Raw genomic sequence first — 26,728 nt, forward strand, 5'->3', positions numbered from 1 at the left:
GTGACGATGACAGCCTTGCCCTTGATCAGCGCTTCGAGCCGCGCATAGTCGATCTTTTCGCTCGGCCGCAGCAGGAGGTCCTCGACCGCGACGGTCGTGAGGCGCGGCGCATCGCCGCTCTCCAGCGAGGGCATACGATTGACGATCACGCCCAGCTTGCGCGCCCGCATCAGGATCGATTCCGGATGCGCCTCGGGCTCGAATGCCGACGGCGTCATGATCACGCGCGCAATCGCCTTGTTGCGTTTGGCGAAATCGGCGAAGACGTCCTCGATGTCGTCGATGTCGCCCAGCACCGGCACGTTGCGGATGAACTGGCCGCGATCGGATCTCGACGGCGACAGCAAGCCCACCGGCCAGATGCGCTTGATCGCCCCGCTCTCGATGCCGCGCAACAGCACCTCGGCATCCGCGGCGCGGCCGATCAGCAGCGTCGGCGCGGCATCCTCGCCCCTCGCATGCCGCCGCACCCGCGTATAGCGGAAATAGCGGTAGGCCATGCGCGAGGCGCTGAGGAAGGCGATCTCGAGGAACCAGTAGAGGACGATCGTCACCTTGCCGAGGAAGAATGCGCCGCGAACGTTGGGAGCGACGAAGATGTAGTCGAGCGCCAGGAGGGCAACGGTCAGCACGGTCGCGACGCGGGTGATGTTCAGCGCGTCAGGCAGCGAGATGAAGCGCCATTTCGTCGTGGTCAGGTTGAAGACGAAGAACACGACCACGCTGAAGGCGAGGAAGTAGGGCAGGATCTGGAACAGCAGCGGCAGGCGGTCGAAGAAGCCGTCGCCGCCTTCGAAACGCAGGTAGAAGGCCGCGAACAGCGCCGCCGTGGTCGCCAGCAGGTCGTGGAGCGCGATCAGGAAATTGCGCAAGGTGAGATGCGAAAGACGCGTCATCCGCCGACCGATGAAATCCCAGTTAGGTGCAATCTGACCGCGCTGATAGCCCATCTCGACAAGACTTGCTAGTAATGAGGTGAAGCCAAGAGTCAGGAGCTGCCGCAGCGCTTCCTGGTCTTGAGTGGCCGCCCAAGGGGAATGTTCAGCCTCATCAACATAGTAGGAGTTTCAGATGGATCGTGGCGGCAACGGATGCGGCGAATCTTCAGCCCCTCTTCGCGGCAAGTTGTGTCGCGGAACGCGAGCATTCAACTAATGTGTGCTCCAGAGCGAATTGCGTAGCGAGGAAAGATCGTCGGAGGCTCGTGATGATCGCGGTGGAGTCTAACACGAGCAATGTTCCTTCATTGGCGATCAATTGTTGAAACACAAAGAGTTGCCCTGTGTACGACCGCTTGCTGCGTCGAGGTCGTTTCAAGATCGCGAACCCAATGTTCGAAGTGGAGCGCCGACAGAAAATAGCGAATCTCCCGTGGATCTTTCTTACGATACTCTCGAAGGAAGCGTCGCCTTGCCGGTAGTCGCCAAACAATGAGCCTTTGTCGTCATGGAGTTCGTCATCACGCGTAGGTTGGCAGCAATCCTGGCGTAGTCCAGGCTTGGACGTTCTGCTCCCTACATCAAGCTATCGCTTTCACCATGTGCCCAAAGACGGTGGCGCGCGGCGACTGAATACGTTCGCAAGAACGCGCTCGCAAGTGATCTTCAAGACTTCGGTCACTGTGCCGAGCTGAACGATGAGGTTGTCCAAGAGGTTTTCCGGTTCGGCCTCCCCACGCTTCTCTCGCCACAGTCGAACAAGGGCGTCTTGATCATCGCCCATGACGATGCGGGCGTCCGAGCCGCCAATGAAATGGCGTTGGTCATTCGGATTGAACCTGAGGATATGATTTGGCGCATCGGCGCCATTTGCTTGGACGGAAGCCACCGGGATCTCTATTGTCGCGTTGCGAATGCAGCTCTTGGCTGCGGCAGCAAAGTAACAAAACGAAGCCAATCAAAGCATGAGCAGCAAGAAAGACGCGAGGCGACGCTGGCAGAGCATGATCGTGCCAAACCCGGCGGCATGTTGAAAAGCGGCCGTGATTGTCGGAAGATGTCTGTCTTCCGTTCAGCTTAGGCCAGTGAGATTTGATGCGCCCGGCAGTTTTTTTTGATCGCGATGGCGTCCTCAACGAGGATGAGGGCTATACTTTTGATCCGAATAAGCTCCGGTGGGTGGAGGGAGCCCGGCGGGCCGTCAAGGCAGTCAATGATGCAGGCTATCTCGCGTTCGTTGTGACGAACCAATCAGGTATCGCCAGGGGGTTTTATGAGGAGCGGCATGTTCGCAATTTGCACGAATGGATGTCGCGTGAACTTGCTGTTGTAGGTGCGCATATCGATGCGTTCGAATTTTGCCCACATCACCCCGAGGGCCTGATTGAGCGTTACCGTGTCCTCTGCAACTGTCGTAAGCCGCAGCCGGGGATGATTAGAGCTCTGCTTGAGCGGTATCCGGTAGATATAGGCGCTAGCTTCATGATCGGCGATAAGCAGAGCGATCTTGCCGCGGCGCAAGCGGCGGGCATCGCAGCTTATCTTTTTGATGGGGCAAACCTCCATGCATTCATTGCTCCATTGTTGAAAAATCAGTCCCCTGGTCCTCATCGCACCGACACGGCCGGATAGGACCAACAGCCCTATAGCCTCGCAGTGATTGGGTACGCTCCGCATTGCGCGGTTTGAGTGGACACACTGCCATCTCCCAGCCAATCCGCGGCTCTCTCAATGCACCTAAAACCTCGGCTCGCTGCATCAGGCTTTCTGAGCATAACCAAGGCATACTGGGTTATGTTCTGATGGCCACCGACGGCAAAGTGAAGCGAACCATAAGATTTTCAGAAGCGACCCGTGAGCGTCGCTTGGTGGCCTGCTTTAAAACTGTTGACGCTCTTGTGCGCGCGATCACCGAGTGACTAGCCAAAGCGGGCTAGTCCCTATATTTGTGGACTTGGTGAGAACCTGTTTTTAGTCCATCTTTTTGAGAAATTCCCTGTTATGCCGCCGTGGCGCACATTGGATGATCGGTCTATCACCGTTCGTCCACGATCACCTTGCCGTCGTTCGGGAGCGCGCCCGGGCTGACCAGCTCGACATTACCGCCGAGTTTCGTTACCGCGCGCAAGGTGCTTGCAATTTCCTCGCGCAGGGCGTCGCTCGCGGCCGCAGTTTCCGCTCGCAGCGTCATCGCATCGGCCTCGCCCTGGCGCATGACGACGAGGCGCAGGCGGCCGAGCGCGGCATGGCGTTTGCCGATCTCGGCGACCTGCTCCGGTCGGACGAACATACCCTTGACCTTGGTGGTTTGGTCGGCGCGGCCCATCCAGCCCTTGATGCGCATGTTGGTGCGGCCGCATATGCTCGGGCCCGGCAACATCGCGGTAAGGTCGCCGAGCGCGAGGCGGATCCAGGGATGGTGCGGATCGAGCGAGGTCACCACGATCTCGCCGACGTCACCCGGCGCGACGGGATCGCCGGTGCCGGGCTTGACGATCTCCATGATCAGATCCTCGTTCACGACCATGCCGTCGCGCGCCTCGGTCTCGAAGGCAATGAGGCCGAGGTCGGCGGTGCCGAAGGCCTGGTAGGCGTCGATGCCGCGTGCCTTGATTTCGGCCTGGAGCGAGGGCGGGAAGGCCGCACCCGAGACCAGCGCGCGCTTGATTGATGAGACGTCGCGCCCCGAGCTTGCTGCGGCATCGAGCAGGATCTTCAGAAAGTCCGGCGTGCCGCTGTAGCCGACAGGACGGTAGGCCTCGATCAGCTCGAATTGCTGTTCGGTATTGCCGGGGCCGGCCGGGATCACGGCGCAGCCGAGCGCGCGCGCCGAGGCGTCGAAGATGAAGCCGCCGGGGGTGAGGTGGTAGCTGAAGGTGTTGAGCACGATGTCATCGGGGAGGAACCCGGCCGCGAACAGCGCCCGCGCACCGCGCCAGGGATCGGCCTGCCGCCCTTCAGGCTCGAAGATCGGACCGGGAGAGGTGAAGAGGCGGGCGAACGATCCCGGGGCTGCCGGCACGAAGCCGCCGAAGGGCGCAGAGGCCTTGTGCAGGGCGGGGAGCTCCGACTTGCGCAGCACCGGCAGGCCCGCCAGCGCCGCCCTGGAGGTCACGGCGGCCGGATCTATGCCCTTCAGCCGCTCGGCGTAGGCGGGCGCGGCCATCGCGCCGCGCAGTATGTCCGGCAGGCGGGAGAACAGCTCCGCCTCGCGCACGGCCGGTTCGCGCGTCTCGCGGGCGTCGTAATGGGCGGTCATGGCTGGTCTTTCCGGGTTGGCATCCGTTGCACGCGGCCGCCGGCATGGGTATCAGACGGCCAGTGTCGAGGCGTGGAGAGGACGCGATGGCGGACGAAGGCATCATTGCGGCGGAGGAGGCGGCGGACGTCGTTGCGCGCCTGAAGCGCCGCATGATCGACGAGGCGCTGCCGCTGTGGTCGTCCGTCGGCTGGGACCATGCGGCAGGCGGTTTCATCGACCGGCTGCAGCTTGACGGCACGGCCGACACGGCCGCGCCGCGGCGCGTGTTCGTGCAGGCGCGCCAGATCTGGTGCTACGCCAAGGCGGCGCAGATGGGCTGGTATCCTGAGGGGCGCGGCATCGCGCTGAAGGGACTGGAGCATCTGCTCAGCAAAGCGAAGGCGCCCGACGGCCGGCCCGGCTATGTGCACCGGCTGACGCCGGACGGCGCCGTGCTGGACGGCCGGCGCGATGCTTACGACCACGCCTTCATCCTGTTTGCGCTCGCGGCCGTCTACGGGCTCGACCAGGATGCGCAAATTCGCGCCGAGATCGACGCGCTGCTCGGCTTCCTCGACGGCCATCTGCGCTCGCCGCATGGCGGCGTCCATGAAGGCCTGCCGGTCTCGCTGCCGCGCCGGCAGAACCCGCACATGCATCTGTTCGAGGCGATGATCGCGTGCTTCGATGCGACCCACGATCTGTCGTTCCAGAATCGCGCCGGCAAGTTCTTCGCGCTGTTCCTCGCCAATCTCTACGACAAGCAGAAGCGGATCCTGACGGAGTACTTCGAGGAGGACTGGTCGAAGATCGAGCCGGTCAGCGTCGAGCCGGGCCATCAGGCCGAATGGGTCTGGCTGCTGAAGGGGTTTGAACGCATCACGGGCTGCCCGACCGGCCAGCGCCGCGCCGAGCTGCTCGCGACCGCGTTGCGCTATCGCGACGAGGCCACGGGGTGCATGGTCGACGAGGGCGATGCCAGCGGCAGCATCCGTCGCAGCACGCGCCGGTTGTGGCCGCAGACCGAGATGGCCAAGGCGTGGATCGCGCAGGCCGAGTCCGGCGAGGCGGGCGCGGCGGACGAGGCGCGCGCGGCGCTGGTGCGGCTCGAACGGCATTATCTCAGCCATCCCGTGAAGGGCGGCTGGTACGACCAGTTCGATCGCGACGGCAAATCGCTGGTCGACACCATTCCTGCGTCGTCGTTCTATCATGTTCTCTGCGCAGTCACGGAAGCGGAGCAGGTACTGAGCTGAGTTTCACAGCCACCGTTTGCGCCGCTTGAAGCTCTTGAGGTTCTTGAAGCTCTTGCGCTGATCGCCGGCGCCGCCGAGGTAGAACTCCTTGACGTCCTCGTTGTCGCGCAGTTCGTCCGCGGTGCCGTCGAGCACGACCTTGCCCTGCTCCATGATGTAGCCGTGGCTCGCCACCGACAGCGCGGCGCGGGCGTTCTGCTCGACCAGCAGGATGGTGACGCCGAGGTCGCGGTTGATCTTCTGGATGATCGAGAACACCTCTTTCACCAGCAGCGGCGACAGGCCCATCGAGGGCTCGTCCATCAAGATCATCTTCGGGCGCGCCATCAGCGCGCGGCCGATCGCGAGCATCTGCTGCTCGCCGCCGGAGAGATAACCGGCAAGGCCGGTGCGCTCCCTCAGGCGCGGGAAATAGTTGAAGACCATGTCGAGATCGGCATCGACCTCGCGATCCCTGCGGGTGAAGGCGCCGAGCTTGAGGTTTTCGAGCGATGTCATGTCCGCGACGATGCGCCGGCCCTCCATCACCTGGAAGATGCCGCGGCGCACGATCTTGTCGGGATCGATGCCGGCGATGGCGGAGCCCTCGAACAGGATCTCGCCACGCGTGACCTCGCCGTCCTCGGTCTTGAGCAGCCCCGAGATCGCCTTCAGCGTCGTCGACTTGCCGGCCCCGTTGGCGCCCAGCAGCGCCACGATCGCGCCCTTGGGCACGTCGAGGCTCAGGCCGCGCAGCACCAGAATGACGTCGTCGTAGACGACCTCGATGTTGCGGACGGCGAGGAGGGGCGGCGCGGGCACGGCGCTGGGGGAGGGACGTGTTGCTTCGATGATTTCGGTCATTGGGTATGCCGCCAATCTGCTACTGTCGTCATGCCCGGGCTTGTCCCGGGCATCCACGTTCTTCATGCCGCGTGGTCAGACGTGGATGGCCGGGACGCCTGCGCGAAGACGCGCTTCGCGCTTTTGCCCGGCCATGACGTCGGAGATTGCGCTCACCACCCCAGCAGTTCCGGCTTGCGCGGCAGCTCGATGGTCTTGACCTTCTCGAGCTTGATCGTGCCCTTGGCCATGAGGTCGTTGAGGTCGCCGTCGGTCGCGCCCGCGATCTTGGTGCGATAGAGGTCGACCTTCAGCGTGCCGCGGTGGTCCTTGTCGGTCCAGGTCGAGGCATTGCAGACGCCTTCCATACCCGACGGCACCCAGTCCTTCTTCTGGTAGAAGCCCTTCACGACGTTGTCGCCGGTGGCGCCGCCGTTCTTGGCGGCCCAGTCGAGCGCTTCCTTCATGTAGAGCGCCGAGCACACAGCGGCGATGTAGTGCACCGGCCGGTAGACCTTGCCGGTGGGGTCGGACATCTTCGAGATCTCCATCACCGTCTTCATGCCGGGCGCATCACCGCCCCAGCTCACCGCGGTGCGCAGCGGGAAGATCACGCCGTTGGCGGCATCGCCGGCGGTCTTGGCGGCGTTCTCGTCCATGCCCCAGACATTGCCGAGGAACTGGATCTCGACGCCGGCGGTCTTGCAGGCCTTCATCACCGAGATGTTGGAAGCGGCGGTGTTGCCGAGATAAGCGTAGTTGGCGCCCGAGGATTTCAGGCTCAGGCACTGCGCGCTGTAGTCACCCGGCGCGAGCGCGAACACCAGCGGCGGCAGCACCTCGAAGCCGAGCTCCTGCGCCATGGCTTCGCCTGCGGCCTTCGGCGCGTTCGGATAGGGGTGGTTGGCGCCCATGTGTACGAACTTCGGCTTGCCGGCCTTGCCCTTGGCCTTCCAGTCCTCGGCTGCCCACATCAGCATCGCGCGCAGCGAGTCCGAATAGCTCGGGCCGTAGAAGAAATTGTAGGGCGCGGGCTTGGCCTTGCCGCTGACGCCTTCGGGATCGGTGAGGGCTGCGGCATAAGAGCCGGAGAGGTCGGGGATCTTGTCCTGGGCGAGGAAGCCGGTCAGCGCTTCGGTGTCCGCGGTGCCCCAGCCCATGATCGCGGCGACCTTGGAGTCCGGCGCCGACCATTTCTTGTAGAGCGCGATCGCGCGCGGCACCTGGTAGCCGTAGTCGTTGGTATCGACGTTGAGCTGCTTGCCGCCCACGCCGCCGTTCTTGTTGACCCAGGCGAAGGTGTCGGCGACGGCCTGGCCGTAGGGCGTGCCGACGTCGGAGGTGCCGCCGGAATAATCGGCGAGATGGCCGATCGCGATCTGCGCCTGCGCGCCGGCCGAGAATGCGGCGATTGCCAGCGCGAGCGATGCCGTGCTCAAAAGGGATTTTGTCTTCATTGGTTGCCTCCTCCTGTTTCTTCGTTGGTTAGAGAATTGCCCGTGCTCAATGCGAGAACGGGTAGAGTTTCCAGTACGCCTTGATCTGTCGCCAGCGATGGGCGAGCCCGTCCGGCTCGAACATCAGGAACGCGATGATGATCACTCCGATCGCGATCTCGCGCAGGAAGGTGATGTTGGTGTTGAGGGACAGCGCCTTGTCGATCGCGCCGCCCTTCAGGTAGAGGCTGATGAATTCCATCGTCTCAGGCAGCAGCACCACGAAGGCGGTGCCCATCAGCGTGCCCATGATCGAACCGGTGCCGCCGATGATGATCATGGCGAGGAACAGGATCGAGCGCTCGATGCCGAAACCCTCCTGCGAGACCACGAGCTGGTAATGCGCATAGAGCGCGCCGGCGATGCCGGCGAAGAAGGCGGCCAGCCCGAACGACAGCGTGCGGTATTTGGTGAGGTTGATGCCCATGATCTCGGCGGAGAGATAATGGTCGCGGATCGCCACCAGCGCGCGGCCATCGCGCGTGCGCATCAGATTGGTGACGAGGACGTAGCTCGCGACCACGTAGGCCAGCACGACATAGAAATACTGTCTGTCGCCGCGCAGGGTGAAGCCAAAGATCGAGAACGGATTGGCGCTGGCCGGCACCGAGCCGCCGGTGAACCACTCCGCGCGGGAGAAGAAGTCGAGCAGGATGTATTGCGCCGCCAGCGTCGCGATGACGAGGTAGAGCCCCTTCAGTCGCGCCGCCGGGATGCCGAAGATCAGCCCGACCAGCGCGGTGACGACGCCCGCAAGCGGGATCGCGAAGAACACCGGGATCGGCGCGTTGTTGGAGATGTAGGCCGAGGTGAAGGCGCCGAGCAGGAAAAAGGCGGCATGGCCGATCGAGATCTGGCCGGTGAAGCCCACCAGGATGTTGAGGCCGAGCGCCGCGATCGAGAAGATGCCGATCTGGATCAGGATGCTGAGCCAGTACCCGCCAAGGATTTGCGGCACGAGGCATAGCAACAGCACGCCGATGATCGCAAAGTTGCGGCTGGTCGTGGTCGGGAAGATCGTGGTGTCCGCCGCGTAGGAGGTGCGGAAATCACCAGCAGGGATGAGGGCAGGGCCGGCCATGGATCAGATCCGCTCGATGTCGTGGGTGCCGAACAGGCCGTAGGGCTTGATCATCAGCACGATGATGAGGACGTAGAACGGCGCGATCTCGTAGAGATTGCCCCAGTGCAGATACTCGCTGTCGACATATTGCGCGATGTTCTCGAGCAAGCCGATGATGATGCCGCCGAGCACGGCGCCGCCGACGGAATCGAGCCCGCCGAGGATCGCCGCCGGGAACACCTTGATGCCGTAGGCCGCAAGTCCCGAGGACACGCCGTTGACGACGGCGACCACCACGCCCGCGACCGCCGACACTGTCGCGGAGATCGCCCAGGCCATCGCGAACACGCTCTTGACGGAGATGCCGAGCGACTGCGCGACCTGCTGGTTGAACGCGGTGGCGCGCATCGCGAGGCCGTACTTGGAGGCGCGGAAGAACCAGGCCATGCCGATCATCATCGCGACCGAGACCACGAGGCTCATGACATAGACAGTCTGGATCTGAAGCCCGAGCAGGCTGACCGACTGGCTCTCGAACACGCGCGGGAACGGTTGCGGATTGACGCCGAACATCCATTTCAGCGTGGCCTGAAGCACGGTCGAGAGGCCGATCGTCACCATGATCACCGAGATGATGGGTTCGCCGATCATTGGCCTCAGGATCAAGACCTGGATCGCGATGCCGAATACGAACATGAACACCAGCGTCATCGGCATGCCGATCCAGAACGGCACCTGGTACTTCGCAAGCAGCGCCCAGCACACCCAGGCGCCGACCAGCAGCAGTTCGCCTTGCGCGAAGTTGACGACCTGCGTCGCCTTGTAGATCAGCACGAACGACATCGCGACCACGCCATACAGCGTGCCGACCACGAGGCCGTTGACCAGGAGCTGGATGAGGAAGGCGGTGTTCATGTCGATGTCCGCGCAAAATGCAGAAACGATGACGGTGCACCCTCCCCCCTTGTGGGAGAGGGTGGCTTCGCGAAGCGAAGCCGGGTGAGGGGTTCTCTCGGCCGCGACGGTGCGGAGAGAGGACCCCTCACCCGAGTGAGGGTGTGGCGAGCGGCGGAGATGCCCTCTCCCACAAGGGGAGAGGGCGCATCGGCTGGCAGCGCGGTCTCGGTTCGAAGCAGGCTCACTCCGCAGCCTCCGCCATATGTCCATGCCCGCCCAGATCCACCACGCGCAGCGTCGTTCGCACGCGCTGCGTGGTGCCGTCCTGGAACCGGATCACGGTGTCGACGGGGATGTCGGCGTCGCCGCGGTATATCGCGTTGATGATGCCTTCGTATTTCTCGTTGATGACGCTGCGGCGCACCTTTCGGGTGCGGGTGAGCTCGCCGTCGTCGGCGTCCAGCTCCTTGTAGAGGAGCAGAAAGCGCGAGATGCGTTGCGCCGGCGGCAATGTGGCGTTGACGGTCTCGACTTCCTTCTTGAGCAGCGCGTAGACCTCGGGCCGCGAGGCGAGGTCGCTGTAGGTCGTGAACGAGAGCCGGCTCTTCTCCGCCCATTTCGAGATGATGGAGTAACGGATGCAGATCATCGCCGCGAGCGCGTCGCGGCCGGCCCCTAACACCACGGCCTCCGCGATATAGGGCGAGAACTTCAGCTTGTTCTCGATGAACTGCGGCGAGAAGCGCTCGCCGCGCGAGGTCTCGGCCAGGTCCTTGATGCGGTCGATGACGACGAGCTGCTTGTTGTCGTTGAAGTAGCCGGCGTCACCGGACAGCATCCAGCCGTCCTTGATGTCGGCGACGCTGGCCTCGGGGTTCTTGTAGTAGCCGAGGAACATGTTGGGATGCCGCACCACGATCTCGCCGACGCCATGGACGTCGGCATTGTCGATGCGGATCTCGACGCTGTCGGCCATCGGCACGCCTGTCGTGTCGGGGTCGACCTTGCCCTCGGGATGCAACGTGTAGGCTCCTAGCAGTTCGGTCTGGCCGTAGAGCGTGCGCAGCGGCACGCCCATCGCCTGGAAGAACTTGAAGGTATCGGGGCCGAGTGCCGCGCCGCCGGTTGCGGCCGAACGCAGGCGGGTAAAGCCGAGGCGGTCGCGGAGCGCGCGGAACAGGATTGCGTCGGCAAAGCTCGAACGTTTGCCGTCTGCGCGCGCGGCGAGGCCGCTTTTCATGCCGATGTCGAACAGGCGCTGCTTGAAAGGCGTCGCGTCCATCACCTTGGCGCGGACGTCGGCGGCGATGGATTCCCAGACGCGCGGCGCAAACAGCACGAACGTCGGCGCGATTTCGCGCAGATCGTTCATCATCGTATCGGGCTCTTCGACGAAGTTGATCTTCATCCGGCACAAGAGGCCCTTGCCGAGCACATAGACCTGCTCCATGATCCATGGAAGCGGCAGCACAGAGACGTATTCGTCGTCCGGCCCTTTCGGATCGAAGGCGAGATAGGTCGCGCAATGGCCGAGCACGCGGCCGGCGGCGAGCATGGCGAGCTTCGGGTGCGAGGTGGTGCCCGACGTGGTGCAGAGAATCGCGACATCCTCGCCCTTGGTGGCATCGACAAGGCGATCGTAGAGCTCCGGCTCACGCGTGGCGCGGCCGCGGCCGAGTTCGGCGAACTCTTCCGCCGACATCAGTCTGGGATCGTCGTATTTCCGCATGCCGCGCGGATCGGAATAAATGATGTGCTTCAGCCGCGGGACACGCTCGGCAAGCGCGAGCAGCTTGTCGACTTGCTCTTCGTCCTCGGCGAAAACGACCTGCGCCTCGCCATAGTTGAGGAGGTAGGAGGCTTCCTCGTCCAGCACGTCGCGATAAAGCCCAAGGCTCAATCCACCGATGGCGTGGGCCGCCACTTCCGCTGCGACCCAGTCCGGCCGGTTGTCGCCGATGATGCCGATGACGTCCTCGCGCCCCAAGCCCAATTCGATGAGGCCGAGCGCAAAGTCGCGTACGCGGGTGTGGTAGTCGTTCCAGGTGAAGACGCGCCAGAGCCCGAGATCCTTTTCGCGCAACGCAATCTCGTTGCCGTGCTCCCTGGCATTGAGCCGCAGCATCTTCGGATAGGTGTCGGCCTGCGCGACGCGGCCCGCGTAATCCATCATGCCGCACTCTCCTGCGCCGGCGGAGCATCGTCCGGATCGACCAGCACCTCGTCCTCCTCGCCGAGATAGGCGCGCCTGACGTGGGGATCGGCGAGCACGGCGGCCGGATCGCCCTCGGCGATCTTGCGGCCGAAATCGAGCACCATGACGCGGTGGGAGATGTCCATCACCACGCCCATGTCGTGCTCGATCATCACCACCGTCATCCCGAACTCCTCGTTGAGGTCGACGATGTAGCGGGCCATGTCCTCCTTCTCCTCGAAGTTCATGCCGGCCATCGGCTCGTCGAGGAGAATGAGGCGCGGCTCCAGCGCCATGGCGCGGGCGAGCTCGACCCGTTTGCGCAGGCCGTAGGAGAGGGTGCCGGCTTGCGCCTTTCGCACCGACTGGAGATCGAGGAAGTCGATGATCTCCTCGACCTTTCGGCGGTGCTCGAGTTCTTCCTTGCGCGCGCCGGTGAGCCAGTACAGCGATCCCGTGAGGAAATTGTTCTTCAGGAGGTGATGGCGCCCGACCATGATGTTGTCGAGCACGCTCATGTGGTGGAACAGGGCCAGATTCTGGAAGGTGCGGCCGATGCCGAGCGTAGGGCGCGCGTTCGGCGTCAGCCCTGTGATGTCGCGGCCCCGGTAGAACAGCTGGCCCTCGGTCGGCTTGTAGCGGCCGGAAATACAATTCACGATCGAGGTCTTGCCGGCGCCGTTGGGGCCGATGATCGAGAACAGCTCGCCGTCATTGATGGCAAAGCTGACATCGGTCAGCGCACGGACGCCGCCGAATCGCAGGGACACGCCGCGCACTTCGAGACTGGTAGCCACCAAACAAATCCCTCCCGGTGATGGCGCATTCAGCGGCGCTCTTCGTCCGTTCCTGTCGGGCGATCCTAGTACGGCCGTGCCGGTGAGGCCATGCAGCTAATGGTCTCGACCGGCGCCGCGCTACTCTTGCTCCCGATCGGGATCAAAAGCCGCATCACCCAAGGTGGTCCTCAATAGGGGAAAGCGCTATTTTGAAATGTCTCCGGCCTGACAATTCTGCGACAAAGTTTTTTCAGGCGGGAGTGGCCTTCATCTTTCGTCGGATGGTGGTCGAAGCGATCGTGTTGCAGTGCAGCAGAGAGATTGGGTGGCGAACGGTGCGGCTGGCTTCGGCATCATGATTTCAGAGGATCAACTGAAGCGGGTCGCCGCCTGGTCGCGCGAGCTCACGGAAGCGGAGATCGAGGTCGCTCGCACCGGGATCACGGAACGGTCCTACCGCACCGGCGAGACCGTGTTCATGCGCGGCGATACGTTCGGCTATTGGGCGGGCATGGTGAGCGGCCTGGCACGGATGGGCGGGGTCTCGCGCGACGGCAAGGAGACGAGCCTTGCGGGGCTGACGGCCGGGGCCTGGTTCGGCGAGGGCAGCGTGCTCAAGAACGAGCCGCGTCGCTACGACGTGGTCGCGCTACGCGACAGCCGCGTCGCACTGATGGAACGCAGCGCCTTCATGTGGCTGTTCGAGAACAGCGTCGGGTTCAACCGCTTCCTGGTGCGCCAGCTCAACGAGCGGCTCGGCCAGTTCATCGGCATGCTCGAGGTCAACCGCACGCTGGATGCCACCGCACGCCTCGCGCGCAGCATCGCCTCGCTGTTCAATCCGATCCTCTATCCGGAATCCTCTGCACATCTGGAAATCACCCAGGAGGAGATCGGCGCGCTTTCGGGCATGTCACGGCAGAACGCCAACCGCGCCCTGAACCGTCTGGAGAAGGAGGGGCTGCTGCGGCTCGAATATGGCGGCGTCACCATTCTCGATGTCGAGCGCCTGCGTGGCTACGGGGACTAGCGCGCATTGGCCGGGGCGTGGACCGGCCAGAGGTCGGCGCGCCAGCGGATCGCGATCGCCAGCATCGCGATGAAGCCCGCGGCGGCGTAGAGCGAACCCGTCGCGGAATAGCCGATGATGTCGATCAGGCTGCCGGCCGCGAGCAATCCGAGCGGCAGTCCGTAGATCACCATCATGCGTACGCCCATCACGCGGCCGCGCAGATGCGCGCTCGCCGTCCGCATCAGGATCACGGCAGCTGATATCATCGACATGCTCTGGGCGATGCCGGCGAGAACCAGGCAGGCCATCGCCACCGGCATGGTCCTGATCTCGACGAACACCAGCAGCATGGCGTACCAGGCCAGCGTCGCGCCGATGAGAAGCCGGGCAATGCGCAGTCCGCTGACCAGGCTGAGCGTGATGGAGCCGATCAGCGAGCCCACTGCGAAGCTCGCCGAGAGATAGCCGAGGCCCGTCTGGTCGGTATGAAAGATTTCGCGTGCGATGTATGGCAATAATCCGCCGGTGAACGGAAAGGCAGTGAGATTAGCGAGGAAGGCGACGCACAGCGCCGCGCGCATTCCCGGGCCGCTCCAGGCGTAGACGATCCCTTCCTTGAGGTCGCCCAGCAATCGCGAGACCGCGTGGCTGTTCGCCGGAAGATCGCTCGTGGTGATGGTCCTTTTCGGCCGGGTCAGGCAGAGCATGAGAAGTGCGGCCGCGAGATACAGACAGGCGATCGCCACGTAAACGAGGCCGATGCCGAGGACGGCGAACAGCCCGGCACCCGTCAAAGCTCCGGCGATGCGGGCGCTGTCCTGGGTCGTGCGCGCAACGCTGATGGCGCCCACCAGTTGCTCGGCCGGCATGATCTCGGCAAGCAGCGCGCCGCGAACGCCGAGATCGGAGGGGCGGATCAGGCCCATGAGCGCGACGATGATCATCACGCTCAGCGGCGACAAATGACCGGTCAGCGCCAGAACCATGATGGTCGACGAGAGCGCCGTATAGGCCAGGCGCATCACGACCAGGAGATCGCGATGACCCATCCGGTCGCCGATCATGCCGAGCACCGGTGCGACCAGGGTCCCGACGAACTGCAGTGACGCAAGCACGGTGAGCAGCAGCACGGAGCCTGTCTCGACCATGATGTACCAGCCGAGCACCAGCGTCTCCACTTCGAACGCCCACGAGGTGAGCAGATCGGACGGCCACTGGAAGCGATAGTTGCGGATGCGGAATGGCGCGAGTGCGGAAGGTCGTGCGGGTGTGCTCAAGATGCGATGACGGGTTTCACGGCGATTCCCTGCCTTTATTATTCGTTCTTCTGTTCGGAAGGGTAGTCGCAGCAATGCCCCTGTCAATTGGCGCTACCGCATGCCGCTATGCTTGCCGACGATTTGCGGTGCGCCAGTGCGCCCGTAGCATCGCTTCGTCGCCCAGCCGATACGGAGAGGTCGACCAACCACCGCTTGCTCTTCCCGTGCGACGAGCCCATGCTTGCCAGGTTCCTGGGCCCATCCGGCAGGTCCAGGAGCTCGCGCCATCGCGGCTTCCGCGAGGTTCTGACCCATGAACTGCTCTTGCTGTGGTTTAGAGGTCCAGAGCGGCTTTGCCTTCTGCCCGAAGTGCGGCACGAAGCAGCCGAACGCGTGCCCCGGCTGCGGCTTTCCATGCGCGCCGGATTTCGCCTATTGCCCGAAATGCGGCGCCTTCGTCTCTGAGGTCTCCACAGGCGGGCAGACATCGGCGCGGACGAGCCCGACGACGCTCCCGATCCGGTCCTCCTCTCCGCCGCTCGTGCCGGCGGAGGAGGCTCAAGCCGCATTTCGAGCTCCGTTGGACAAGATCGACAGCGAGGCGAACCGCCGCACCATCACCGTGCTGTTTGCCGACCTCAGCGGCTTCACTGCGATGAGCGAGCGGCTCGACCCCGAGGTCATGCAGACGCTTCAAAACGAATTGTTCGAGGAGTTGACGGCCGCGGTGCAAAGCTTTGGCGGCTTCGTGGACAAATTCATCGGTGATGCGCTGCTGGCTTTGTTTGGTGCGCCGGCGGCGCACGAGGACGACCCGGAGCGGGCGGTGCGCGCTGCCCTCGACATGATCGGCCGGACGGCGCGCCTCAGCGAACGCGCGAAGACGTATGCCGGTTCACCGCTGCTACTCCATGTCGGCATCAACACCGGGCATGTCGTCGCGGGCGGGCTCGGTGCGGGCGTTGCCAAATCCTATTCGGTAACCGGCGACACGGTGAATACCGGCCAGCGACTACAATCGATGGCGGCTCCGGGCGAGGTGCTGGTCGGGCCGTTGACCCACCGTCTGACGCGGCATGCGTTCTCCTATGACTCGCTTGGCGAGGTCTCGCTCAAGGGCAAGATGGGCAGCGTGCTGGTCCACCGTCTGAAGGAGCCGCTCGACACGCCCCGTGCGGCACGGGGGCTCGACACGCTGGGCCTCAATGCGCCGTTGATCGGGCGCGACGCCGAGCTTGCGCGCCTGATCGGCAGCCTTGATCGCGCGTGCGGCGGCGCGGCTCAACTGGTGCGGCTGGTCGGTGAAGCCGGCATCGGGAAAACGCGCCTGGTCAGCGAGTTCGTCGCGCGCATCCACGACCAGGATCGATTCGCCGGCGTGGCGATCCGGCACGCGGCGTGCTCGCCGCTCGGCGAACAATCCTACGGCACTCTCGCCGCCGTGCTGCGCAGCGCCTATGGCATCGCGCAGAAGGCGGGCGCCGCAGAGGCGGAGGCGAAGGTCGCCGAAGCGCTGTCGGAGCTTGGCCTCGCGACCGATGAGGCCGACCGCCTGATGCCCCTCTATCTGCACGTCCTCGGCCTCGGCGACCCCAACGCCGCGCTCAGGCATGTCGAGCCCGAACAGCTCCGCCGGCAGATATTCTTCGCGATTCGCACCGTCTTCGAACGCCGCCTGGCACTGTCGCCACTGCTGATCATCGTCGAGGATCTGCACTGGGCCGACGCGGTGTCGCTTGAAGCGTTGCGGTTCCTGATGGACCGACTGGAGCGGACGCGGCTGATGCTGCTGTTTACGCATCGGCCGATGCTGGAGCTGGACCAGTTCGGTTCGAGCAGGATCAGTCACACAACCCTTCGGCTGCCCCCGCTTGGCGACGCCGACGGACAAAGGCTGCTCGCGGCCTATTTCAGTCACGGTTGGCGTGAACCACCGGGAGGTCTGTTCGGTCGAATCCTCGATCGCGCCGGCGGCAATCCGCTTTTCCTCGAGGAGATCATACGCGGCCTGATCGAAGCCGGCACCCTGGAGCGCGACGGTGCGCAGTGGCGGATCAAGTCGGATGAAGCCGCCGCCGATATTCCGGCAAGCATTCAGGCGTTGTTGCTGGCGCGTCTCGACCGGTTGCCGCATCGGGTGCGCCGCCTGGCACAGGAGGCCGCCGTGATCGGCCCGCGTTTTGATGCGGTTGCTCTCGGTGCGGCGGCAACCGAGCCGGCAAGGGTTGAAGCAGGGCTCGAGCTTCTGTGCGACGCGGAGATCATCGAGGAGATCGCGGGCGCGAATTCGATTTCGCTGCGGACGTATCGCTTCACGCAAACCATGCTTCAGGACGTAATTTATCAAAACCTGCTTCTGCAGCGCCGGATCGAGCTTCATGGACGGATCGGCGGGGCGCTGGAGAGGCTCTATGGCCATGAGCCCGAGCGCCTCGAAGATCTCATACTGCTCGGACATCACTTCAGTCTGAGCGCGAGCAAGCCGAAAGGTGCGCGCCATCTGCGCGCGGCCGGCGATCGCGCACGCGCCAGCTATGCGAACGACGATGCCATCCGTCTCTACCAACAGGCCCTCGCCGTGCTGTTGACCGGCGGCGAACGGGAGCCGGAACGTCTGGTCCTGTACGAGCGGATTGCGGACCTTTGTGGCGCGGCCGGCCGCCGGAACACGGCCGAGGAGCACTATCAGAGCGCGTTGGAGGGGCACCGCGCCTTACAGGACGGGATCGGCGAAGCACGAATTCTTCGCAAGCTTGGCCGATTGCTGTGGGACGCCGGCAAGCGGATCAAGGCAGAGACGCATTACGCCGAGGCGGCCAACCTGCTTGGAGGGACCGACGCGCCCATCGAGTGGGCGCATCTCCTGCAGGAGCGCGGCCGTCTCGCGTTTCGGACCGGCGACCACGTGGCCGCTGCAAGATGGGCAGACGAGGCGCTCGGCTATGCACGGTCCGTACCGGCCGACGAGCAGGGCGGGCTCGAGGCGGCACGTGCCATTGCGGAGGCCCTCAACACCAAGGGCGTTGCGCTGGCGCGACTTGGACGACACGAGGAGGCGGTGCGCGAGGTGGAGCAAAGTGTTGCAGCCGCCGAAGCAGCCGGCCTCCTCAACGTAGCCTGCCGCGGCTACACCAATCTCGGTGTGCTCTACACGATCGTCGACCCGGCGAAAGCCGTGGAGGTCTGCCGGCGTGGACTCGATGTCGCGCGTCGGATCGGGGATCTCGGCTTCCAGGCGCGCCTCCTTGCCAATTTTGCCGTTGCCTGTTGCACCTTCACGGACAGATGTACCGAGGAAGGCGTGCCGGCTGCCGAGAAGGCGATCGAAATCGACCGTGCGCTCGATCAGCGCGAGCATCTCTCCGTGCCTCTGATCGTTCTCGGGCAAATCCATCAATGCCACTTCCGCCCCGATCTGGCCGCCCTTTGCTACAATGAGGCAATCGAGGTGGCGAACGAAACCGGGGAGCCGCAGCAGCTCTTTCCATGCTATGATGGTCTTGCCACGCTGAGCCTTGATCGAGGCGACATGCCCGAGGCCGACCGATATTTCGCGCTGGCGCATGATGTCTGCGCTCGCCACGGGCTCGATCCCGCCGGGCTGATCGTACTGCCATTTCTTGACTAGGTCATATGAAGGAGTTCAACCATGTCAGAACTTCATGTCGACGGACCGCTTCAACCGGGCGATCGCGCACCGAACATCGTGTTGGACGCCATCACACGCGATGGAACGATCGCGCTCCAGGATTTTCGCGGGCATAGCCCGATATTGATCGGCTTGTTTCGAGGGCTGCACTGCCCGTTCTGTCGGCGTCATATCGCGGCACAGGCGCAACTTGACGCAGCCCTGCGCGACAAGGGCGTCGAAAGTCTCACGGTCGTGAATACGCCCATCGAGCGCGCGCGGCTCTACTTCCGCTATCATCCCTTGCCCAATCTGCTCGCCGCGTCCGACCCCGAGCGGGTCTCGCACCGCGCGTTCGGCCTGCCCACTATCGAGTTTACGGAGAACGAAACCGAGTGGCCGCGTAAGGTGGGTATGGACGTCGTCAAGAGCATGCAGGTGGATGTGCCCGGCGAAACGTCGGGGTCGATGAATCGGTTGGCGGCTGCCGAGTACCTCAACAACAAGGACGGCTACGAGATGATGGAGGCCGATCAGCGCATGGCGGCAACCGGCCAGGGCCAGCTGTTCGGCCAGTTCCTGCTCGATCGCGAGGGGATCGTGCGCTGGACCTTTACCGAGGTTCCTGAAGGCGGCCACCGCATGTTCGGGGCTCCGAACCCTCAGGAGTTGATGTCGGCCGCCTCGCAGGTGGCAAGCTAGGCATCGTCGGCTGGTGACTAACCCGCCACCTTCGGCCGTTTCTCGGCGAGCGCTGCCGCCATCGCCGAGATCAGCGGGCGCATGAAATAGTGATCTTCCGCCGGCGCGATGTCCGTGCGCAGGCCGTGCGCGGCGAGCTCTCCCGACACCGCGGGGCCCACTGACGCAATCAGCGTCCGCTCCAACCCTGCGCGCAACTTCGCCTCACTGCCATGTGCCTTCGCGGCTTCCACGAGGCGGCGGACCTGGCCAAGATTGGTCAGCGCGATGGAATCGATCCGCCCCTCGGCCATGTCGTCGATGGCGGCGACGATGTTGGCATCCGCTGCCTTGGAATCGTAGGCATAAGGCAGCACGGCATCGACATCGGCGCCTTGCGCGGCAAGTGCGCCGGTTAGGACGCTATGGTCCTTGTCAGGATAAAGCTGAAGGCCGACGCGTCGCCCCTTCAGGTCGAGCCTGCCCAGCATTTCGATCACGCCCTCGGTGGTCGGCTTCTCCGCGGTCTGCTGCGCATCGAGGGAGATCTCGCGCAACGCCTTGCCGGGCTTCGGGCCGCGGGTGAATTTTCGCGATTTGGCGAGGGCTGCGACCAGAGCCTGGTCGAGACCACGGGTCCGCGCGAGCTTCATGATCCGCCGCAGGCCTTCGCCCGTCATCAGCACGAGGTCGTCAAAGGGCTGGTCGATGGCGCGGCGGATCCAGGCCTCGACCGGGGCGGGATCGGGCGCGTCGTGAATGGTGAACATCGGGCACTGCACGACATTGGCACCTTGCTCGGCCAAAAGCTTTGAAAACTGCGCCTCCTCGCGGGTTTCCAGGATCAGGATGCGGTAGCCGTTCAAGCGGTCGGCCATGGGGATGCTCCGGTCAAAATTCGCAATCGTCTGTTCATCCTGACTCCGCGGTCGGGATTGGCGCAAGGGCGGGGTCGGTGATAGAGCAGGGCGCAAATCGCGGATCGTTCCGCAGTCGCTGCCCAAACCTTCATCAAGAGCCATGCCCGATCATCAATATGTCCTGACCCTGTCCTGTCCGGATCGTCCCGGCATCGTCTCGGCGGTGTCGACCTTTCTGGCCCATAACGGACAGAACATTCTCGATGCCCAGCAGTTCGACGACGTCGAGACCAAGAAGTTCTTCATGCGGGTGGTGTTCACCGCGGCCGATCTCGCCGTGGAGCTGTCGGCGCTCCAGACCGGCTTTGCCGCGATCGCGGAGCGTTTCGGCATGGAGTGGCAGATGCGCGACCGTGCCGCGCATCGCAAGGTGATGCTGCTGGTGTCGAAGTCCGACCATTGCCTGGTCGACATCCTCTATCGCTGGCGCACCGGCGAGCTGCCGATGGTCCCGACCGCAATCGTCTCCAACCATCCGCGCGAGGTCTATGCTGGGCTCGATTTCGGCGGCATCCCGTTCCACCATCTGCCTGTCACCAAGGAGACCAAGCGCGAGCAGGAGGCGCAGATCCTCGATCTCGTCGCCGAGACCGGAACCGATCTCGTCGTGCTCGCCCGCTACATGCAGATCCTGTCGGACGATCTTTCTGCCAAGCTTTCCGGCCGCTGCATCAACATCCACCACTCGTTCCTGCCCGGCTTCAAGGGCGCAAAGCCCTATCACCAGGCCCATGAGCGCGGCGTCAAGCTGATCGGCGCCACCGCCCATTACGTCACGCGCGACCTCGACGAAGGTCCGATCGTCGATCAGGACGTCGAGCGCATCAGCCACCGCGACACGCCGGAGGATCTCGTCCGCAAGGGCCGCGATATCGAGCGGCGCGTGCTGGCCCGCGCGATCCGCTACCACCTCGACGACCGCGTCATCCTCAACGGCCGCAAGACCGTGGTGTTTGTGGACTAGCGAATGGCGAGTAGCGAATAGAAAAGGGTGGCGATATTCGCCACTCCCTATTCGCCATTCGCTCCCTCAGCGCACCGCGCCGCCCGACGTGGACCCCGTCGCACCCTTCCGCGCCTGCTCTTCCTTCTCGCGATCCGCCGCCGGCAGCAGCCGCTTGCGTTCGCGCTCTTTCATGTAGGCATCGTATTGCGGCGTGCCGGGCCGCGGCGGTGCGTCGGCCGGCAGGCCACCGGCCCATTGCGGGACGTAGTCGCCCATGCCGGCGGACAGCTTTTCGTTGACGGTGCCGCAGCCGGACAGCCCCGCGGCGAGCGCAACGAGGGTGAGGACGGAGCGGAAGGGCTTGAGCATTGTGCGCGCGCGAATTCGGTCAGGTTGGACGCCGGGTTAGGCTGGCGCGGGAAGAGTAGTCTTCAACAAGGTAAAATAGACTTATTCGAGGTGGGTAATTAGTTACCGATTTGCGCTGCACGGAAGCCTCGCCAGTGTCCGAATTCTGCAAAAGAAAGACGAAATCCTCCATCCACGCGGCCGGTCGCTTTCTAGACTGTGGCAAGGGGCACGCGACAAACTGGCTTGGTCGGCGGCAGGGCTTTTTCGTTGACATGTCCATTTTATTTGTACAATCGTACAAATAGGAGCGGCCAGGATGGGGATGCTCGGGTTACCCCGACGTAACCACGGCATCGCTCCCGTCGTCGGCAATCGGGACGCGCGGCTTGCGCCGAATGGTCGCCAAACGTCCGATTGACAATAAGGGCGCGAAAGACGCCATGTGGCGCGACATCGCGCATGCGTGAGGGGTTGAGCCAAGGACCGGGCACTCGGTCCGGCGCACAAGAGGTCAGGAATGAAGGGGAGGGACATCTGATGTTCGAACGGAAGACGTTTTCTTACAAGGTCTCTTGGACCGCAGCAGCGGCCGCTATCGCCGGCCTTGCGGCCGTCGTGCCGGCCAAGGCCGAGGACACCGTCAAGGTCGGCCTGATCCTGCCGATGACCGGCGGCCAGGCCTCGACCGGCAAGCAGATCGAGAACGCGATCAAGCTCTACATGCAGCAGAAGGGCGACACTGTCGCCGGCAAGAAGATCGAGATCATCCTCAAGGACGACGCCGCGATTCCGGACAAGACCAAGACGGCCGCGCAGGAGCTGATTGTCAACGACAAGGTCAATTTCATCGCCGGCTTCGGCGTGACGCCAGCCGCGCTCGCGGCCGCGCCGCTCGCAACCCAGGCCAAGATCCCGGAAGTCGTGATGGCGGCCGGCACCTCCATCATCACCGAGCGCTCGCCCTACATCGTGCGCACCAGCTTCACGCTGGCGCAGTCCTCGACCATCATCGCCGACTGGGCAGTGAAGAACGGCATCAAGAAGGTGGCGACGCTCACCTCCGACTACGCGCCGGGCAACGACGCGCTGAACTTCTTCAAGCAGAATTTCACCGCCGGCGGCGGTGAGGTGGTCGAAGAGGTGAAGACGCCGCTCGCCAACCCCGACTTCGCGCCGTTCCTGCAGCGCATGAAGGACGCCAAGCCCGACGCGATCTTCGTGTTCGTGCCGGCCGGCCAGGGCGGCAACTTCATGAAGCAGTATGCCGAGCGCGGCCTCGACAAGGCCGGCATCAAGGTGATCGGACCGGGCGACGTCACCGACGACGACCTCCTCAACAACATGGGCGACGCCGTGCTCGGCACGGTCACCGCGCATCTGTATTCCGCGGCGCATCCCTCGCAGATGAACAAGGATTTCGTCGCGGCCTACAAGAAAGCCTTCGGTAACCGTCCGGGCTTCATGGCCGTGAGCGGCTATGACGGCATCCACCTCATCTACGAGGCGCTGAAGAAGACCAATGGCGACACCGATGGCACCAAGCTGGTCGAAGCCATGAAGGGCCAGAAGTGGGAAAGCCCGCGCGGCCCGATCTCGATCGATCCCGAGACCCGTGACATCGTGCAGAACATCTACATCCGCAAGGTCGAGAAGGTCGACGGCGAGCTCTACAATGTCGAGTTCGCGACCTTCGAAGCCGTCAAGGATCTCGGCAAGACGAAGAAGTGACCCGCGAAAGCGGGGCATCCCGGGGCGCGCATTAGCGCGAACCCGGGATCTCAAAATTGTTGAAACGAGATTCCGGGTTCAGCGCTGCGCGCTGCCCCGGAATGACGAGTGATTACCAGGGTTCACCCGCTTCCGATGACCTCGATCCTCACCAACCTGTTCGATGGCGTTGCCTACGGCATGCTGCTGTTCGTGCTCGCTTGCGGGCTTGCGGTCACGCTCGGCCTGATGAACTTCGTCAACCTCGCCCACGGCGCCTTCGCCATGGCCGGCGGCTATGTCTGCATGGTCCTGGTCAACCGGATGGGCTGGCCGTTCTTCGCAGCACTGCCGCTCGCTTTCGTCTCGTCGGCTGCGATCGGCATCGTGCTCGAGCGAACGCTCTACCGCCATCTCTATGCGCGCAGCCATCTCGACCAGGTGCTGTTCACGATCGGTCTCACGTTCATGTCGGTCGCGGCCGTCGACTACATCCAGGGCTCGTCGCGCGTGTTCATCAATTTGCCGGCTGCGCTCCAGGGCCAGTTCGACGTGTTCGGCGTCGGCATCGGCCGCTACCGGTTGATGATCATCGTGATCTGCGGCCTGCTCACGATTGGTCTCCAGATGGTGCTGGCCAAGACCCGGTTCGGCAGCCGGCTGCGCGCCGCGGTCGATGATCCCCGTGCCGCGAGCGGCCTCGGCATCAACGTGCCGCAGGTGTTCGCCTTCACCTTCGCTTTCGGTTGCGGGCTTGCCGGCCTCGGCGGTGCGCTGAGCGCCGAGATCCTCGGCCTCGATCCGTATTTCCCTCTGAAGTTCATGATCTACTTCCTGATCGTCGTCACCGTCGGCGGCTCGTCCTCGATCACCGGGCCGTTCCTGGCCTCGCTCCTGCTCGGCATCGGTGACGTCGCCGGCAAATATTACGTGCCGAAGATGGGCCCCTTCGTGATCTACACCATGATGATCGTGATCCTGATCTGGCGCCCGAACGGCCTGTTCGGCCGTACGGCCGCGCGTTGAGGCCGCCGATGAGCGCTTCCTCCGACGTCGGTTATCACGCCCAGCGCCAGGCGCGCTGGCGCTATGGCGAAGTCGCCTTCTGGCTCGTCGTGCTGGCCTGCGGCTTCGTTTTTCCCACGCGCTATCTGATCATGACGGACATCCTGCGGCTGGCGCTGTTTGCGATGTCGCTCGATCTCATCCTCGGTTATGCCGGCATCGTCTCGCTCGGCCACGCCGCATTCTTCGGCGTCGGCGCCTACGCTGCGGGGCTTCTCGCCTTGCATGGGATCATCAATGAGCCGGTGCTGGCGCTGATCGCCGCAGGGTTGGCCGCGATGGTGCTCGGCTTTGCCACCAGCTTCCTCGTGATCCGCGGCGTAGACCTGACCCGGCTGATGGTCACGCTCGGCATCGCGCTGCTGCTCGAGGCACTCGCCGAGCGCTTCTCCAACATCACCGGCGGTACCGACGGCCTTCAGGGCATCGAGATGCAGCCGATCTTCGGCGAGATTGCGTTCGACATGTTCGGCAAGACCGGCTTCTTCTACTCGCTGGCGGTGCTGTTCCTGTTGTTCCTGTTCGCTCGCCGCGTCGTGCATTCGCCGTTCGGGCTGTCGCTGCGCGCGATCAAGAACAATCCGCTGCGCGCAGCTGCCATCGGCATCCCCGTCAACCGCCGCCTGATCGCGATCTACACGCTCGCGGCGTTCTATGCTGGCATCGCCGGCGCCCTGTTCACGCAGACCACCGCGATCGCCTCCCTCGACGTCTTCGCCTTTGAGCGCTCCGCTGACCTGATGCTGGTGCTCGTGATCGGTGGCACCGGCTATCTCTATGGCGGGCTGGTCGGCGCGGTAATCTTCCGCATGCTCCAGGAAGTGTTTTCTACCATCACCCCGCAATACTGGCAGTTCTGGATCGGTCTCGTGCTGGTCGTGATCGTGCTGGTCGGCCGTCAGCGCCTGCATCGCTGGGTGCTGTACGTGCCGAACCTGGTCATCAAACAGGTTGCCGGACGCAAGGCCGTCGTTGCCGTGCCGGAGAGCGACGCATGACCATCGCGCTCGAAACCCAAAATCTCGAAAAGCAGTTCGGCGGGCTGCGCGTGACGCGGGACCTGTCGCTCAAGATCGAGCAGGGCGCCCGCCACGCGCTGATCGGCCCGAACGGCGCCGGCAAGACCACCGTCATCAACCAGCTCACCGGCGTGCTCAAGCCGAACTCGGGCCGTATCCTGCTCGAAGGCCAGGACATCACGGATTTGCCCGTGCACAAGCGCGTGCTGCGCGGCCTGTCGCGCACCTTCCAGATCAACCAGCTCTATCCCGACCTGACCCCGCTCGAGACCATCGGCCTCGCCGTCTCCGAACGCCTCGGCCATGGCGGCGACTGGTGGCGGCGGATGGGCACGCGGAGCGACGTCAATGGCGAGATCGCCGATCTCCTGAGGCGCTTCCATCTGCTCGACGTCATGAACGAAGAGACCGTGACGCTGCCTTACGGCAAGCAACGTCTGCTCGAGATCGCGGTCGCGATCGCCGCCAAGCCCCGCGTGCTGCTGCTCGACGAGCCCGCCGCCGGCGTGCCCGAGAGCGAACGCCACGACATTCTCGCCGTCGTAGGCAGCCTGCCGCGCGACGTCACCGTGCTCCTGATCGAGCACGACATGGACCTCGTTTTCTCCTTCGCCGACCGCATCTCGGTATTGGTCTCGGGCGCGCTGCTCACCGAAGGTCCGCCCGACGTGGTCGCGCGCGACCCGCAGGTCAAGGCCGTCTATCTCGGCGAGGAGGCGGTCAATGTCTGACCTGCTCGCGATCGACGCACTTCGCGCGGGCTATGGCGAGGCGGTGGTGCTGCCCAACATGTCCCTGCGCCTCGCCGAGGGGCAGGTGCTTGCGCTGCTGGGCCGCAACGGGACCGGCAAGACCACGCTGATCAACTCCATCGTCGGCGTGACCCGCCGCTTTTCCGGCTCGGTCGCGCTCGCCGGCACCGATGTCACGAGCTTGCGGCCCGATCAGCGGGCGCGGGCCGGCATTGGCTGGGTGCCGCAGGAGCGCAATATCTTCCGCTCGCTGACGGTGGAAGAGAACATGACCGCGGTGGCGCAGCCCGGCCCCTGGACGGTCGAGAGGGTCTACGAGATGTTCCCGCGGCTGAAGGAGCGGCGGAGCAATTTTGGCAACCAGCTCTCCGGCGGCGAGCAGCAGATGCTGGCGATCGGCCGGGCGCTGACCCTCAACCCGAAGGTCCTGCTGCTGGACGAGCCGACGGAGGGCCTCGCCCCCATCATCGTCGAGGAGCTTCTGAAGGCGATCGGGGCCATCACCCGGGCGGGCGGCATCTGCTCGATCATCGTCGAGCAGAACGCGCAAAAGATTCTGGGGCTCGCCGACCGTGTTGTGATATTGGAGCGCGGAACGATCGTCCACGACGCCCCGAGCGCCGCGCTGAAGGCCGACCCGTCGGTCCTGGAGCGCCACCTCGGCGTCGCAGGGGCGGCGGCCCACTAAAATATCCCGGGAGT

Annotated in this window: 23 protein-coding genes and 1 pseudogene; 12 read left to right on the forward strand and 12 right to left on the reverse strand. The window is 64.1% G+C overall.

All coding sequences use genetic code 11. From position 1 onward, the window contains the following. On the reverse strand, positions 1-896 hold an 896-nt coding region (locus AC0L3X_RS35060; protein WP_473317164.1), incomplete at its 3' end, for a nucleoside-diphosphate sugar epimerase/dehydratase. 709 nt (positions 897-1,605) lie between these two features. Continuing rightward, positions 1,606-1,785 (reverse strand): annotated as a pseudogene (locus tag AC0L3X_RS35065) (YqaJ viral recombinase family protein); the annotation flags it as partial. Between AC0L3X_RS35065 and AC0L3X_RS35070 the strand changes: the two are divergent. Both AC0L3X_RS35070 and AC0L3X_RS35075 read left to right on the forward strand, forming a co-directional pair. Then, positions 1,708-2,019, forward strand: coding sequence for a hypothetical protein (locus tag AC0L3X_RS35070; RefSeq protein ID WP_473317203.1), 312 nt, complete (start codon positions 1,708-1,710; stop codon positions 2,017-2,019). The pseudogene AC0L3X_RS35065 and the gene AC0L3X_RS35070 overlap by 78 nt on opposite strands. A gap of 11 nt (positions 2,020-2,030) precedes the next feature. After that, positions 2,031-2,570 (forward strand): D-glycero-alpha-D-manno-heptose-1,7-bisphosphate 7-phosphatase, encoded by a 540-nt coding sequence (locus tag AC0L3X_RS35075; RefSeq protein ID WP_473317165.1) that lies wholly within the window; start codon positions 2,031-2,033, stop codon positions 2,568-2,570. Positions 2,571-2,973: 403 nt separating this feature from the next. On the opposite strand, the gene AC0L3X_RS35080 is transcribed toward AC0L3X_RS35075, so the two are convergent. Continuing rightward, positions 2,974-4,197, reverse strand: a complete 1,224-nt coding sequence (locus AC0L3X_RS35080) for a phenylacetate--CoA ligase family protein (RefSeq protein WP_473317166.1) — start codon at positions 4,195-4,197, stop codon at positions 2,974-2,976. Between the two features lie 86 nt (positions 4,198-4,283). On the opposite strand from AC0L3X_RS35080, the gene AC0L3X_RS35085 reads away from it, so the two are divergent. Next, positions 4,284-5,435: an AGE family epimerase/isomerase gene (locus AC0L3X_RS35085; protein ID WP_473317167.1), complete on the forward strand. Its 1,152-nt coding sequence runs from the start codon at positions 4,284-4,286 to the stop codon at positions 5,433-5,435. A 3-nt stretch (positions 5,436-5,438) separates the two neighbouring features. Here AC0L3X_RS35085 and AC0L3X_RS35090 read toward each other — a convergent pair whose 3' ends face one another. The 6 genes from AC0L3X_RS35090 to AC0L3X_RS35115 form a co-directional block, all read right to left on the reverse strand. Next, positions 5,439-6,278 carry an ABC transporter ATP-binding protein gene (locus AC0L3X_RS35090; RefSeq protein WP_473317168.1) on the reverse strand — a complete coding sequence of 280 codons (840 nt, stop codon included), beginning with the start codon at positions 6,276-6,278 and terminating at the stop codon, positions 5,439-5,441. Positions 6,279-6,430: 152 nt separating this feature from the next. Further along, the gene (locus tag AC0L3X_RS35095) at positions 6,431-7,714 is read right to left on the reverse strand and encodes an ABC transporter substrate-binding protein (protein ID WP_445216617.1); all 1,284 of its coding nucleotides are present in this window, start codon (positions 7,712-7,714) and stop codon (positions 6,431-6,433) included. 46 nt (positions 7,715-7,760) lie between these two features. Next, on the reverse strand, positions 7,761-8,834 hold the full coding sequence (locus AC0L3X_RS35100) for a branched-chain amino acid ABC transporter permease (RefSeq protein ID WP_014493865.1): 1,074 nt from the start codon (positions 8,832-8,834) through the stop codon (positions 7,761-7,763). A 3-nt stretch (positions 8,835-8,837) separates the two neighbouring features. Beyond that, positions 8,838-9,731, reverse strand: a complete 894-nt coding sequence (locus AC0L3X_RS35105) for a branched-chain amino acid ABC transporter permease (RefSeq protein WP_014493866.1) — start codon at positions 9,729-9,731, stop codon at positions 8,838-8,840. A gap of 223 nt (positions 9,732-9,954) precedes the next feature. Next, entirely contained in the window at positions 9,955-11,886 is a 1,932-nt protein-coding gene (locus tag AC0L3X_RS35110) for an AMP-binding protein (RefSeq protein ID WP_473317169.1), read from the reverse strand. Continuing rightward, positions 11,883-12,704 carry an ABC transporter ATP-binding protein gene (locus tag AC0L3X_RS35115; protein ID WP_014493868.1) on the reverse strand — a complete coding sequence of 274 codons (822 nt, stop codon included), beginning with the start codon at positions 12,702-12,704 and terminating at the stop codon, positions 11,883-11,885. The genes AC0L3X_RS35110 and AC0L3X_RS35115 overlap by 4 nt, the downstream gene beginning before the upstream one ends. A gap of 337 nt (positions 12,705-13,041) precedes the next feature. On the opposite strand from AC0L3X_RS35115, the gene AC0L3X_RS35120 reads away from it, so the two are divergent. After that, positions 13,042-13,716, forward strand: a complete 675-nt coding sequence (locus AC0L3X_RS35120; RefSeq protein ID WP_473317199.1) for a Crp/Fnr family transcriptional regulator — start codon at positions 13,042-13,044, stop codon at positions 13,714-13,716. On the opposite strand, the gene AC0L3X_RS35125 is transcribed toward AC0L3X_RS35120, so the two are convergent. Next, positions 13,713-14,975 carry an MFS transporter gene (locus AC0L3X_RS35125; RefSeq protein WP_473317170.1) on the reverse strand — a complete coding sequence of 421 codons (1,263 nt, stop codon included), beginning with the start codon at positions 14,973-14,975 and terminating at the stop codon, positions 13,713-13,715. The two genes, AC0L3X_RS35120 and AC0L3X_RS35125, sit on opposite strands and share 4 nt — an antisense overlap. A 295-nt stretch (positions 14,976-15,270) precedes the next feature. Between AC0L3X_RS35125 and AC0L3X_RS35130 the strand changes: the two genes are divergently transcribed. Further along, complete coding sequence (locus AC0L3X_RS35130) at positions 15,271-18,585, forward strand: adenylate/guanylate cyclase domain-containing protein (RefSeq protein WP_473317171.1); 3,315 nt, start codon at positions 15,271-15,273, stop codon at positions 18,583-18,585. A 21-nt stretch (positions 18,586-18,606) separates the two neighbouring features. Continuing rightward, positions 18,607-19,287 carry a redoxin family protein gene (locus AC0L3X_RS35135; protein ID WP_473317172.1) on the forward strand — a complete coding sequence of 227 codons (681 nt, stop codon included), beginning with the start codon at positions 18,607-18,609 and terminating at the stop codon, positions 19,285-19,287. 17 nt (positions 19,288-19,304) lie between these two features. Here AC0L3X_RS35135 and AC0L3X_RS35140 read toward each other — a convergent pair whose 3' ends face one another. Continuing rightward, entirely contained in the window at positions 19,305-20,144 is an 840-nt protein-coding gene (locus AC0L3X_RS35140) for a uroporphyrinogen-III synthase (protein ID WP_473317173.1), read from the reverse strand. Positions 20,145-20,286: 142 nt separating this feature from the next. Between AC0L3X_RS35140 and purU the strand changes: the two genes are divergently transcribed. After that, positions 20,287-21,150, forward strand: a complete 864-nt coding sequence (gene purU, locus AC0L3X_RS35145) for a formyltetrahydrofolate deformylase (protein WP_354095648.1) — start codon at positions 20,287-20,289, stop codon at positions 21,148-21,150. 66 nt (positions 21,151-21,216) lie between these two features. On the opposite strand, the gene AC0L3X_RS35150 is transcribed toward purU, so the two are convergent. After that, the gene (locus tag AC0L3X_RS35150; protein WP_473317174.1) at positions 21,217-21,501 is read right to left on the reverse strand and encodes a hypothetical protein; all 285 of its coding nucleotides are present in this window, start codon (positions 21,499-21,501) and stop codon (positions 21,217-21,219) included. Between the two features lie 519 nt (positions 21,502-22,020). Between AC0L3X_RS35150 and AC0L3X_RS35155 the strand changes: the two genes are divergently transcribed. The 5 genes from AC0L3X_RS35155 (at position 22,021) to AC0L3X_RS35175 (ending at position 26,714) form a co-directional block, all read left to right on the forward strand. Further along, the gene (locus AC0L3X_RS35155) at positions 22,021-23,211 is read left to right on the forward strand and encodes an ABC transporter substrate-binding protein (protein WP_473317175.1); all 1,191 of its coding nucleotides are present in this window, start codon (positions 22,021-22,023) and stop codon (positions 23,209-23,211) included. Between the two features lie 135 nt (positions 23,212-23,346). After that, positions 23,347-24,216 (forward strand): branched-chain amino acid ABC transporter permease, encoded by an 870-nt coding sequence (locus AC0L3X_RS35160; RefSeq protein WP_007612509.1) that lies wholly within the window; start codon positions 23,347-23,349, stop codon positions 24,214-24,216. 8 nt (positions 24,217-24,224) lie between these two features. Further along, entirely contained in the window at positions 24,225-25,253 is a 1,029-nt protein-coding gene (locus AC0L3X_RS35165; RefSeq protein WP_473317176.1) for a branched-chain amino acid ABC transporter permease, read from the forward strand. Next, positions 25,250-26,005 (forward strand): ABC transporter ATP-binding protein, encoded by a 756-nt coding sequence (locus tag AC0L3X_RS35170; protein WP_014493881.1) that lies wholly within the window; start codon positions 25,250-25,252, stop codon positions 26,003-26,005. Before AC0L3X_RS35165 ends, AC0L3X_RS35170 begins: the two co-directional genes overlap by 4 nt. Beyond that, a complete protein-coding gene (locus AC0L3X_RS35175; RefSeq protein WP_071912048.1) occupies positions 25,998-26,714 on the forward strand; it encodes an ABC transporter ATP-binding protein in 717 nt (238 codons plus the stop codon). The genes AC0L3X_RS35170 and AC0L3X_RS35175 overlap by 8 nt, the downstream gene beginning before the upstream one ends. The last annotated feature ends 14 nt before the right edge of the window (positions 26,715-26,728 follow it).

The organism is Bradyrhizobium sp. MI1.7 (assembly GCF_055811795.1).